This window comes from Azospirillum sp. (assembly GCF_035627195.1).
Taxonomy (GTDB): domain Bacteria; phylum Pseudomonadota; class Alphaproteobacteria; order Azospirillales; family Azospirillaceae; genus Azospirillum.
Genome location: NZ_DASPMG010000123.1, coordinates 1 through 11,802, shown reverse-complemented (window position 1 = coordinate 11,802; position 11,802 = coordinate 1). Strand labels below are relative to the sequence as shown.

General features: G+C 67.9%; 11 protein-coding genes. 5 read left to right on the top strand and 6 right to left on the bottom strand.

Annotation, left to right across the window (positions count from 1 at the left end; translation table 11 throughout):
- Positions 1-1,414, top strand: a 1,414-nt coding sequence (locus VED21_RS11505) for a SpoVR family protein (RefSeq protein WP_324882494.1), incomplete at its 5' end; no start/stop codon positions are given.
- An 87-nt stretch (positions 1,415-1,501) separates the two neighbouring features.
- On the opposite strand, the gene VED21_RS11500 is transcribed toward VED21_RS11505, so the two are convergent.
- Complete coding sequence (locus VED21_RS11500; protein ID WP_324882493.1) at positions 1,502-2,833, bottom strand: hypothetical protein; 1,332 nt, start codon at positions 2,831-2,833, stop codon at positions 1,502-1,504.
- Between the two features lie 298 nt (positions 2,834-3,131).
- On the opposite strand from VED21_RS11500, the gene VED21_RS11495 reads away from it, so the two are divergent.
- The gene (locus VED21_RS11495; RefSeq protein ID WP_324882492.1) at positions 3,132-5,732 is read left to right on the top strand and encodes a HAMP domain-containing methyl-accepting chemotaxis protein; all 2,601 of its coding nucleotides are present in this window, start codon (positions 3,132-3,134) and stop codon (positions 5,730-5,732) included.
- Between the two features lie 13 nt (positions 5,733-5,745).
- Here VED21_RS11495 and VED21_RS11490 read toward each other — a convergent pair whose 3' ends face one another.
- From VED21_RS11490 to amrB, 3 genes are all read right to left on the bottom strand, one after another.
- Complete coding sequence (locus tag VED21_RS11490) at positions 5,746-5,937, bottom strand: hypothetical protein (protein WP_324882491.1); 192 nt, start codon at positions 5,935-5,937, stop codon at positions 5,746-5,748.
- A gap of 270 nt (positions 5,938-6,207) precedes the next feature.
- Complete coding sequence (locus VED21_RS11485; RefSeq protein ID WP_324882490.1) at positions 6,208-7,050, bottom strand: hypothetical protein; 843 nt, start codon at positions 7,048-7,050, stop codon at positions 6,208-6,210.
- A gap of 182 nt (positions 7,051-7,232) precedes the next feature.
- Positions 7,233-8,615 carry an AmmeMemoRadiSam system protein B gene (gene amrB, locus VED21_RS11480; RefSeq protein ID WP_324882489.1) on the bottom strand — a complete coding sequence of 461 codons (1,383 nt, stop codon included), beginning with the start codon at positions 8,613-8,615 and terminating at the stop codon, positions 7,233-7,235.
- Positions 8,616-8,733: 118 nt separating this feature from the next.
- On the opposite strand from amrB, the gene amrS reads away from it, so the two are divergent.
- The 3 genes from amrS (at position 8,734) to VED21_RS11465 (ending at position 10,591) form a co-directional block, all read left to right on the top strand.
- On the top strand, positions 8,734-9,819 hold the full coding sequence (gene amrS / locus VED21_RS11475; protein ID WP_324882488.1) for an AmmeMemoRadiSam system radical SAM enzyme: 1,086 nt from the start codon (positions 8,734-8,736) through the stop codon (positions 9,817-9,819).
- Between the two features lie 83 nt (positions 9,820-9,902).
- Entirely contained in the window at positions 9,903-10,163 is a 261-nt protein-coding gene (locus VED21_RS11470) for a type II toxin-antitoxin system prevent-host-death family antitoxin (protein ID WP_324882487.1), read from the top strand.
- Positions 10,163-10,591, top strand: coding sequence for a hypothetical protein (locus VED21_RS11465; RefSeq protein ID WP_324882495.1), 429 nt, complete (start codon positions 10,163-10,165; stop codon positions 10,589-10,591). Before VED21_RS11470 ends, VED21_RS11465 begins: the two co-directional genes overlap by 1 nt.
- Before the next feature lie 6 nt (positions 10,592-10,597).
- On the opposite strand, the gene VED21_RS11460 is transcribed toward VED21_RS11465, so the two are convergent.
- On the bottom strand, positions 10,598-10,912 hold the full coding sequence (locus VED21_RS11460) for a cupin domain-containing protein (protein WP_324882486.1): 315 nt from the start codon (positions 10,910-10,912) through the stop codon (positions 10,598-10,600).
- Positions 10,913-10,989: 77 nt separating this feature from the next.
- The coding region (locus VED21_RS11455) for a methyl-accepting chemotaxis protein (RefSeq protein ID WP_324882485.1) at positions 10,990-11,802 on the bottom strand (813 nt) is incomplete at its 5' end.

The window sequence follows — 11,802 nt, the reverse complement described above, 5'->3', positions numbered from 1 at the left end:
GGTCATCACGGCCGAGCAGATGCTCGACGCCTATTCGTCCATCGGCATGCCGCTGATGTACAAGCACTGGTCGTTCGGCAAGCACTTCGCCCGCGACGAGATGCTGTACCGCAAGGGCTTCCGTGGCCTGGCGTACGAGATCGTCATCAATTCCAGCCCCTGCATCAGCTACATCATGGAAGAAAACACCATGACGATGCAGACGCTGGTGATCGCCCACGCGGCGTTCGGCCACAACCACTTCTTCAAGAACAACCAGCTGTTCGTCCAGTGGACGGACGCGCGCGGCATCCTCGACTATCTGGAGTTCGCCAAGGCCTACATCGCCCAGTGCGAGGAACGCTACGGGCTGCCGGCGGTGGAGCGGGTGCTGGACGCCGCGCACGCGCTGATGGCGCAGGGCGTGCACAAGTACCCGAAGAAGCGCGTGCTCGACCTGCGCGAGGAGCAGCGGCGCGAGCGCGAGCGGCAGGAGTACCAGGAGCAGACCTTCAACGACCTCTGGCGCACCGTGCCCCGCCCGGCCGCCGGCGGCAGCCGCCCGTCCCGCACGGTGAGCGAGCGCAAGAAGCTGCTGGGCCTGCCGGAGGAGAACCTGCTCTACTTCCTGGAAAAGAAGGCGCCGCGCCTGCAGCACTGGGAACGCGAGATCCTCCGCATCGTCCGCCACATCTCCCAGTACTTCTACCCGCAGAAGCAGACGAAGTTGATGAACGAGGGCTGCGCCACCTTCGTCCACTACACCATCATGAACCGCCTGCACGAGAAGGGGCTGATCACCGACGGCTCGATGCTGGAGTTCCTGCACTCGCACACGGCGGTGGTGTTCCAGCCGGAGTTCGACGACCCGCGCTTCTCGGGCATCAACCCCTACGCGCTGGGCTTCGCCATGATGCAGGACATCCAGCGCGTGGCCGAGAACCCGACCGACGAGGACCGCTACTGGTTCCCCGACCTCGCCGGCCGCGGCGACGGCATCGCGGCGGTGCGCGAGGCCTGGGCCAACTTCCGCGACGAGAGCTTCGTGCTCCAGTACCTCAGCCCGCACCTGATCCGGAAGCTGAAGCTGTTCAGCGTGCGCGACGACGCCGAGGACCCCTACCTGCTGGTCGAGCACATCCACAACGAACGCGGCTACCGCCACATCCGCAAGCTGCTGGCCCGCCAGTACGACCTGGCCTTCCTGGAGCCGGACATCCAGATCGTCGACGTCGACCTCGCCGGCGACCGCAAGCTGATCCTGCACCACCGCGTCACCAACGGCGTGCTGCTGGAGGAGAGCGACGCCAAGGCCGTGCTGCGCCACATCGCCAACCTCTGGGGCTACGAGGTGCAGCTGGTCGAGGTGTCGGCGGTGTCGGAAGCCGTCCTCAAGGAGCACGCGGTCACGGCCCCCAGCAACGCCGCGGCGTGACGAACGCCCTCCGGTACGGGGAACGCGAGGCGGCCGATCCTCGCGTTCCCCGCCGGAGTGCCCCGGTGGAGTGGGATGCCGTCAGGCTCAGGCCGGAATCAGCTTCCAGCTCTTGTAGTCGTTGGGCGTGACCGCCGGGAAGGCGCAGTAGAGCTGCAAGCGCTGGTAGCGCCCGTAGTTGTCTCCTTCGGCGGGTTTGTCCTGCACGCTGGCGTCACCGTCCAGAACGCAGTTCATGTGCCGGTTCTTGAACATGAAGTAATCCTTCTCCGGCGTGAGGAGGATACGCCAAGTGGTGCGGCCGGCAAAGTCGTCCTGACCGTTGTACTTCGTGTCGTTCGGCTTCGCGATGCTGATCAGCTCGCGATCGATCGACTTGTGGGCGGACTTGTAGTTTCCCTGCCAGTCGATCACCTTGTCGACATAGTGACAGGTGTACCGGATGACGCCGAGTCGGGCCTGCGAGGGCAGTGCCGTGCTGATGGAGACGTCGTATTCGCCGGCCGCCGACAGCTTCCACTGCTGGTGGGTGTTGCCGGGCGCCTGCTCCCAATCGATGTAGACGGCCGGCTGATCCATGACGAGCGCGCTCCCGTCGATCCGATCGCGCCCTTCCGTGGAGTCGAGGGCGTGACGGCTCTGCTTCTGCACGATGTAGTAGGTCGGCTGCTCCCTGCCGACGTAGATTTGATAATACAAGGTGAACGCCTGCGGGTGTGCGTTCCTCAGATTGTCCCAGATCTCCGCGGCGGCTTTGTTTATGCTGTCAATAAGCTGCTCCCTGGAATACCCCAGGGGCTTCTGCAAGATGTTTTCTTTTTTATTGTGGCTCCAGTCCTCGCAAGCGGCAAATATATAATATAGCCGGAGCAGTGTGTTGACAGCCAGCCCGGCGAGTTCGGTCATAAGTTCGACGTATTGTTTCAGATCGACTTCGCTTGTCGTCGCGCTGCTCAAGAGGTAATCAGAATAGGCATTCAGTGTGCTGGGTTGGAAATGCGATGTTTCCGAGACTCCACGCATGGCGCCGAGAATGGAGTCAACCAGGAAAGAGCATCCTCGAGTCGCAATGACATATTTGTTGTAGTGATCCTGAAGAATTTCGTCGGAATGATAATCGGTCTCGTCGCCGGAAGCTTTCTTGGCGAGATTGGCGAGCTCATTCTCAATTTGGTCTGCAATTCTTTTGGTATCTTTGACTGTGTTGAAGAAATCCTGCGACAGGACTGTGAATTGAATCTTGTCGATAGACACTTGGAGGCTGGCGACGCGAGAGTCCAGCTTGTCGATGATGCCCTTGATCTCCATCAATGTTTCTTCTGGAGACTTCTTCTTCGTGATCGCTTTCCACGCTTCGTCAATGGCGATTTTCAGGACGATCTTGCCGATTTCGGCGGCAGGATTGAAGCTAGAGGGCACGGTTGGGTCTCCATGGTTCGGGCATTCCGCGTGCCAATCCGATAAGCACTGGACACGAAGGCGCAGATGTATCCGTGATCCAACTGTCGAATTGATTGCACGTCTCTGATGCATGAGACTTTATGTGCGATAATTTTCCTTCGTCAACGGAAAGTATAATTTTATATGTATACATGACATCGGTGGTCTCCGCACGGCTGATGCCGCGGTGCGCAAATTTCACCGAACCTTAATTTGCCGCGCCGAACCGCAGGCCGTATCGCTGTGGCCGACATCGGCAAGCCACAGCGGGTTCCCCATGAACACCACAGCCCCCGGTTCCCGCCGCTTTGGGATCAAGGCGAAGATGCTGCTGGCCTTCGGCGCCGTCGCGGCGCTGCCGTGTCTGGCGGCGGTGGTCGGCTGGCTGTCCTACGCCGACGTCAAGGGGCGGGTGACCGACATCACCGAAACGCAGGTGCCGGTGCTCAGCGCCGCCCAGGGGCTGGCGGTGGCGACGGCGCGAATCATGGCGCTGGGCCCACTGATCGACGCAGCGCGCGGGCCGGACGAGCTGCGCGCCCTGGCCGCCGAGACCGACGCCCAGCGCGCCGGGCTGGCGCGCCTGCTCGACACGCTGGGGCGCGGCCCGGTCGAGCCGGCCCGCATCGACGCCATGCGCGAGGCGGCGGGGTCGGTGCTGTCCAACATCGGCGCGCTGGCGCAGGCCACCGCGCGCCGTCTGGAGCGGCGGGAGCGGCGCGCCGCCCGGCAGGCCGAGCTGAACGCCGTGCACGCCCGCCTGCTGGAAGTGCTGGAGCCGGAGATGGAGCGCTCCGGCCGCGACTTGGCCGGCGCCATCGGCGCCATGTTGGAGACGGCGGGGCGCGCCACCGGTTCCATCGGCGACGAGCTGGGGCAGGCGGTCATCCCGCTGTTCCAGCTGCGCGGCGCCCTGTCTGGCCTGACCAAGGCGCTGCTGCTCGGCGCCTTCGAGACGGACCGTTCCAAAGTCATGTCGCTGTCGGCCGATTTCGACTCGGCGGTGTCCGACCTGCAGGGCGCCGTGCGCCCGCTGGTCAACGACGCCGCGGCGGCGCCCGTGGTGCAGGCCGTGCGCACCCTGCTGGCGCACGGCGACGGGCCGGACAGCGTGTTCCTGCGCCGCGTGCGCCAGCTCACCCCCGACCTGCCGGCGGAGGAGGCGCGCGCGCTCGCCACCCGGATGGCGAAAGCGGTGGACGAGATCGTGGCGCTGGACACCGACGCCAACGCCCGCATGCTGCCGCTGATGCTGAACGCCCGCGGCCGCATCGCCGGTGCCGCTGGCGACATGGAGCGGCAGGTGCAGGAACTGGCCACCCACACCGTTCCCGCAGCCCAGCAGGCCTACCGCGCGCTCAGCGGCCTCCTGGCCGAGACGAACCTGATGGCCGGCCTGCTGGCCGACGCCGGCAACGCCGAGACGCCGGCCCGGCTGGAGGAGGCGCGGCGCCAACTGGCCGCCGGCGCGCGGGCGCTGGAGGTGCTGGCCGCCGATTTGCCGGAAGGGGACGCGGCGGCGGTGGTCCGGCCGCTGGTCCGCCAGCTGCTCGACCTCGGCTTCGGCGACGCCGGCATCCTGGCCCTGCGCCAGGGGGAGCTTCAGGCCTACGCCGAGACGGCGGCGCTCAACGCCCGCAACCGCGCGCTGGCGGTCAACCTGTCCGCCGTGGTCGACGCCCTGGTGGCGGCGGCCGGGGAGGCGGCGGCGCGGGGTGCCGCGGCGGCCGACGCCGCGCTGGACCGCACCAACATGATCCAGATGCTGCTGGCCGGGGCGGGGGTTCTGATGGCGGCGCTGATCGTCTGGCTCTACGTCGGGCGCGGCATCGTCGGCCGGCTGGAGCGGCTGGCGCACGCCATGCAGCGGGTGGCGGCCGGCGACCTGTCGGTGGACGTGCGGCGCGCCGGCCACGACGAGATCGCCGTCATGGCCGGCGCGCTGGACGTCTTCATCGCCAACGCCCGCTCGGTCGAGGAGGCCCGCCGCCACGTGGAGGAGGAGCGGGCGCGCGCCGCCCGCGCCCGGCGCGAGAGCATGATGGAGATCGCCGCCCAGTTCGAGCGCGACGTGCTGGCCAGCGTCAACATGCTGGCCGACGCCGCCACCGCCATGCACGGCCGGGCCGAGGCGCTGACCGGTCTCGCCGCCCGCGCCAGCGAGCGCGCCGGCGCCGCGCTGGAGGCCACCGCCGAGACCTCGGCCGGCGTCCAGCAGGTGGCCACCGCCACGTCGGAGATTTCCACCTCCATCGGCGAGATCAGCAAGCGCACCGCCGAATCCGCCCGCATCATCGGCGAGACCGCGGCGGGGGCGGAGCAGGTGAAGGGCGCGGTGGCCCAGCTGTCGACCGCCGCCGACCAGATCGGCGTCATCGTCACGCTGATCAACGACATCGCCAGCCAGACCAACCTTCTGGCGCTGAACGCCACCATAGAGGCGGCCCGCGCGGGCGAGGCCGGGCGCGGCTTCGCCGTCGTGGCCGGGGAGGTCAAGGCGCTCGCCGGCCAGACCGCGCAGGCGACCGCCGAGATCGCCCGGCAGGTCGCCGCCACCCAGGCCGCCAGCCAGCAGACCGCCGTCGTCGTCGAGCTGATGGCGGCCAGCATCCAGCGCATCGAGGGCAACGCCTCCGCCATCGCCGCCGCGGTGGCCGAGCAGTCGACCATCACCGAGGAGATCGTCGGCAGCTCCAACCGCGTGGCCGCCGGCACGCAGGAGGCGTCCAACCACGTCGGCGACGTGTCGGGCGCGGCCGGCACCGTGCGCAACGAGGCGCAGGAGGTGCTGACCGTCTCCGCCAGCGTGGCGCGCGAGGCGGCCACGCTGGGCAGCGCGGTCGACCGCTTCCTGTCGGAGATCCGCGCCGCGCGCTGACGCCTACTGACGCCTACCCCTCGCCGTCGCGCGGGCCGGCGGGCGCGGCCGCCGTCATCGGCAGGGGCGGCGCGTCGGCGCGTCCGGCGTGCCCCTCGAACGGCAGCAGGTCCATGAAATACTCGCGGTAGATCGGAGACGGCCGGTGCATCCCGCGGTGGCCGGAGGCGGCGTGCGGCATGCCCTTCGGAACGGAGTCGCGCATTGCAAAACCTTCCCTATTGTTCTGGTCGAAAGGGAGTCTTCTTGGCCGGCTCCAGTATTCGACTCATAGGGGAAGCGCGCCGTCGAATCCATATGAATATAGCTATAGATCTGTATTGCAAATGTATGCGATGAAATATGCGGAAGACGGTGTCGGGCACGGCGGTGTCGCCGTTGCCGGGATGAAATGATCGAATTCAAATGTATTTGTTTTGTATCTGAAGGGATGGCCGCGCCGACGCTTGGCGCCAACCTGCCGGGGGCGGGTTGGTTACCGCTCCGGTTCCGGCTTGATGCCGGCGTCCTTCATCCGGTGCACGAGGTCGAGGATGACCGTGCTCATCTCCGGGAAGTCCAGCGCCAGCGCGTTGCGTTCCGCGTCCACGCGCACCACGTGGGCGACCTGCCGGCCGCCGCCGCCGGCGGCGCCGCACGGGTCGGGAACGTCGGCGCAGTGGACGTCCAGCTTGACGCGGTCGCCGGGCGACAGCTCCAGCTCGCCGCGGTAGTTCTCCAGCAGCAGGCCGCGGATCGACCAGTTCACCGTCTGGTACTTGTGCCCGCCCAGCTCCACCGTCATCACCGGGTCCATGTAGCGGATGCAGCGCCGCCGTTCGATGCCGCCGGGCGCCTTGGCGCCGACGTCGTGCTGTTCCAGCTTGCGCGCTGCGGCCTGCTTGGTGCGGTCGTCGATGCCGTCCTTGCTGGTCATCAGCGCCGCCTGCACGCGCCGTTCGACGGCGCTGCGGAACTCCTCGTCGGCGCCGAAGCGCACGGCCTTGGCGTAGTGTTCCTTGGCCTTCGAGATCAGCTCGTTGCGGCCCTTGTCGTCACCGGCGTGGCCGCGCCGCTCGGCCTGGCCGATCAGCGTGTCGACGCTCAACTGGTAGGCGCCGCGCTGGATCGTCTTGGTGGCCTCGCGGAATTCGGTGGCGCGCTGGGTGGGGAACTCGCGGGCCTTCAGCAGCTCGGTCATGATCGCCGCCTGGGCGTCGACGTTGGCCGGGTTGCCGCTCTCGGCCGCCTGACGGAGCTGACGCACCAGCGCTTCGGCCTTGCGCAGCAAGGCGTCCTCCAGCTTCCGGCGCTGCTCCGCATCCATGACGGCGGGCATGACAACCTCCGCGACCACGTCGCACAAGGTTAGATTACGTGCCCTTCAATTAATGATCTGTGAATGGGGAAATATTGCTGCGGCGCACACAATGGATCCGTAGGTTGGGTTGAGCCATGGGCGAAAACCCAACGCGCGCTGCATTGCGGCCACGTTGGGTTTTCGCTGGCGCTCAACCCAACCTACGGCCGGTCCGCCGTGCCGAACGTCTCGGCCGTGAAGTGGAAAGCCTGGAGGGTGCCGGTCTCGCGGTCGGGCTCCAGGCCGGCCTTGGCCTTCAGGTTGCGCAGGAAGGCGCGCGGCTCGGGCAGGGCGTCCCACACCTTGGGCAGGAACAGGGCGCTGCGGCCCTGGTCGCGGATCACCAGCCCGTCCACGCCCGGCCGCAGCTGCGCCAGCAGATCGGCTTCGTCGGTGAACCGCACCGGCCGGCTGTGGCTGAGGATCGACACGGTGAGGTCCACCCGCTCCACCTCCGCCGCCGTCATCGGGCCGAAGCGCGGGTCCTGCATGGCCGATTTGTACGTGTTCTCGACCACGTCCTTGATCAGCGGGTTGACCGGCTGCAGCGTGCCGATGCAGCCGCGCAAGGTCCCGCCGATCTCCAGCGTCACGAAGGTCTTGCGCAAGCTCCGCAGCGGCATCGGGAACGTCTCCACCGCCACCTCGGGCGGCCGGCCGCGCTCCACCGCGTGGCGCAGCGACTGGATCGCGCAGCCCAGCAGCTGGTGCCGGTGCGCGTCGCTCAGCCGCGCGTCCTCGGCGTACTCGAAGGTGTAGGCGCCATAGCCGACGACGCGGTTCCGGTCGCCCGCCGTGTCACCGGAATTGCGCAGGTCGCGCGTGGTGGCGCGCAGGTCCAGCGCCCGGGCGCGCAGCAGCAGCCCCGACACCGGCTTGTAGCCGCAGGCGTAGTCCCCGTTCAGCGTGTCGGGCGTCGCCGTCTCGATGGCCTGCGAGGCGGCGAGGTCCAGCCCGCGCGCCGTGTCGTAGTCGTGGAAATGGCTGAGGTCGGAGCTGACGACGATCAGCGTCTCCGGCCCGCCCCACAGCCGCTCCAGCACGTGCTCCACCGTCTGCGGCGCGCAGGCGCCGACCACCAGCGGCACCACGGTGAAGTCATGGAAGGTCCGCTGCAGGAAGGGCAGGTGCACCTCCAGCGAATGCTCCCCCTCGAACGCCTGGTCCAGGATCTGCACGTCGGGCAGCCCCAGGATGGCGCCGAGCGCCGCGCGGTCCACCGGCACGACGCCCAGCGGCGTCACCATGCCCTCGGCCGATGGGGCGGCGAGGCCGCGGAACGGGTGGCGGTGCGCCGGGCCCAGCAGGATCACGCGGCGCACCCGGTCGGCCATGTGGCGCACGGCGGCGTAGGCGGTGCCGGCGATCGGGCCGGAGTACACATAGCCCGCGTGCGGCGCCACGATGGCCTTGGCCGCCACCGGCTCGATCCGCGCGCGGGCGATGCAGTCGTCCACCACGCGGGCCAGCGTCTGCGGATCGGCGGGGTAAAAGGCGCCGGCCACGGCGGGGGCGCGAAGATTCGGGGTATGAAGAGTCGTCATGGATTGGACACCGCTGCGGCAATGACCATATGCGGAACAGGATAAACCAGACTTCGGGTGTCACCGCGGCTTTTTCCAGGGGGAATTTGCCGTTCCTTTGTTCAGGACGCGTCTTTCGATGACCCACATCCATCCCGCCCGCTACTGGCACGCGCTCGACGACGGGCGACTCCAGTGCGACGTGTGCCCACGCCACTGCAAGCTCCAGGACGGCCAGCAGGCGCTGTGCTTCGTGCGCGAGCGGCGGGGCGACGAACTCGTCCTCACCACCTACGGCCGCTCGTCCGGGTTCTGCATCGACCCCATCGAGAAGAAGCCGCTCAACCACTTCCTTCCCGGCACGCCGGTGCTGTCCTTCGGCACGGCCGGCTGCAACCTGACCTGCAAGTTCTGCCAGAACTGGGACATCTCCAAGAGCCGGGAGATGGACACGCTGGCCGATGCCGCCAGCCCGGAAACGATCGCGCGGGCGGCGCAGCGGACCGGCTGCCGGTCGGTGGCCTACACCTACAACGACCCGGTCATCTTCCTGGAATACGCGGTGGACGTGGCGCAGGCCTGCCACGCGCAAGGCGTGAAGAACGTGGCCGTCACCGCCGGCTACATCTGCGCCGAGCCGCGCGCCGAGTTCTACCGCCACATGGACGCCGCCAACGTGGACCTGAAGGCGTTCACGGAAGAATTCTACCACAAGGTCACCGGCTCCCACCTCGCCCCGGTGCTCGACACGCTGAAGTACCTGGTGCACGAGACCGAGGTGTGGGTGGAGATCACCACGCTGCTCATCCCCGGCGAGAACGATTCGGACGCCGAACTGCACGCCATGACCGTCTGGATCGCCGAGAACCTGCGTCCGGACGTGCCCGTGCACTTTACCGCCTTCCACCCCGACTACAAGATGCGCGACAAGGACTGGACTCCGCACGCCACGCTGCTGCGCGCCCGCGCCATCGCCGTGGCGAATGGGCTGAAACACGTCTACGTCGGCAACGTGCGGGACCTGGACCACTCCTCCACCTACTGCACCGGCTGCGGCGCCCGTCTGATCGGCCGCAGCGGCTACACCCTGTCCGACTGGCACCTGGACGACCACGGCGCCTGCCGCACCTGCCACACGCCCTTGGCCGGCGTGTTCGAGGCCCGGCCGGGCGACTGGGGTGCGCGGCGCCAGCCGGTGCGGCTCAGGGATTACGCGGTGGCGTGAGGGGCCTTGGATTTTCCGTTTCCCCCTTGTCACCTCGGCCCGCATTCCGCATCTTACGGAAGATACGGAATGGGAGGGCCCGCATGTCGATCACCGCTCCGGCTTCCGAAGTCCAGAAGAACTTCGGCGCCTATCACGACCGTGCCCTTGTCGAACCCGTGCGCGTAACCCGCTATGGCCGGGAAACGGTCTACATCATATCCGCAGATGCCTACCGTTCCCTCAAGCAGGCGCAACGTCAGGCAATCGCATCGGCCGACCTGTCCGATGACGAGGTGAAGCTGATCGAGGATGCGGAAATCCCGGCCGAGCATCGCTACAGCCTCGACGATCTGGCTGAGTGATGCCACTGCCCACACCCGCTCCAGGCTTGGTGATCGGGTATTCCTATCTCTGGCACCGGGAGCGGCAAGGGGAGGGGCGCAAGGACCGTCCGTGCGCCATCGTGATCGTCAGTGCCGATGCCGATGGCGACCGCATCGTCTATGTCGCCCCGATCACGCATTCACCGCCGCTTGACCCCGACGGTGCGCTGGAAATTCCGGCCAGGGTGAAGCGGCACCTGGGCTTGGATGCCGAGCGATCCTGGATCGTCACGAACGAGTTGAACCGGTTCGTGTGGCCTGGGTACGGCCTCAGGCCTGTTGCTCGCTCGACGCCGGATCGGTTCGACTGGGGTTTTCTGCCATCCGAACTGTTTCAGGAACTCAAGCACCGCATCGTCGCCCATCAGAAGGCCAAGCGGCTCAAGCTGGTGGCGCGGGAGCCGTAGGCCCCCTCATCCCCCCGTCACGTTGATCTCCACCATCACGGTTTCCTCGTGGAAGGTGGCGGCGTGGCGGGTGTGGGCGGGGAGGTGCAGCATGACACCCGCGCGCAGCTCGTGCTCCCCGTCGTCGCAGCGCACGGTGGCGCGGCCGGAGAGCACGTGCAGCCACTGCTCGTGCGGGTGGTCGTGGGGGGCCGCCTCGGTGCCGGCCTTCAGGCGCAGGTGGCGGAAGACCACCCCGTCGCCCACCAGCGTCTTCGACCAGACGCCGTTTCCCGCCTCGCGCTCGGGAACCGCGTCCCAGTCGTGCCCCGCCGAACCCATTCTCCGCCTCCGTCGTGACGCTCTCCGTCCAGTGACGTGAGCGCCCGGCGACGGAGGTCAAGGATCGAACGTCACGCTCAGGCCGTGCGGATGGTGGCGACGAAGCGCTCCACCTCCTGGCGCAGCTGGCTGGACTGGCGCGACAGCTCGTCCGCGGCGGTCAGGCTCTGGCCCGCCATGCTGCCGGTCTCGCCCGCCGCCTTGGTGACGCCGGTGATGTTGGACGACACCTCGTGCGTGCCGGCGGCGGCCTGCTGGACGTTGCGGCTGATCTCCCGCGTCGCCGCCCCCTGCTCCTCGGCGGCGGCGGCGATGGCGGTCACCGTCTCGTTGATGCTCATCATCGTGCGGCCGATGGACTGGATGGCGCCGACGGCGCTGCCGCTCACCGCCTGCATCTCGGCGATCTGCTGGCTGATGTCCTCCGTCGCCTTGGCCGTCTGGTTGGCGAGGTGCTTGACCTCCTGCGCCACCACGGCGAAGCCCTTGCCGGCCTCGCCTGCGCGCGCCGCCTCGATGGTCGCGTTCAGCGCCAGCAGGTTGGTCTGGCTGGCGATCGACTGGATCAGGCTGACCACGTCGCCGATCTTCTGCGCGGCGGTGGCGAGGCCTTCCATGGTGCTGTTGGTCTTGTCGACCTCGCCCACCGCCTCCGACGCCATGCGGGACGACAGCGCGATGCGCTCGTTGATCTCGGCGATGGAGCGGGTCAGCTCCTCCGCCGCGGCGGCCACGGTCTGCACGTTGGCGCTGGCCTGGTCGGCGGCGGCGGCGACCGCCACGGCCTGCCGGTCGGCCTCCTCGGCGATGGCGGACAGGCCCTGGGCGTTGGCGCGCATGTGCTCGGACTGCGCCGCCACGCCGCGCACCACGCCGCCGACGGTGCTCTC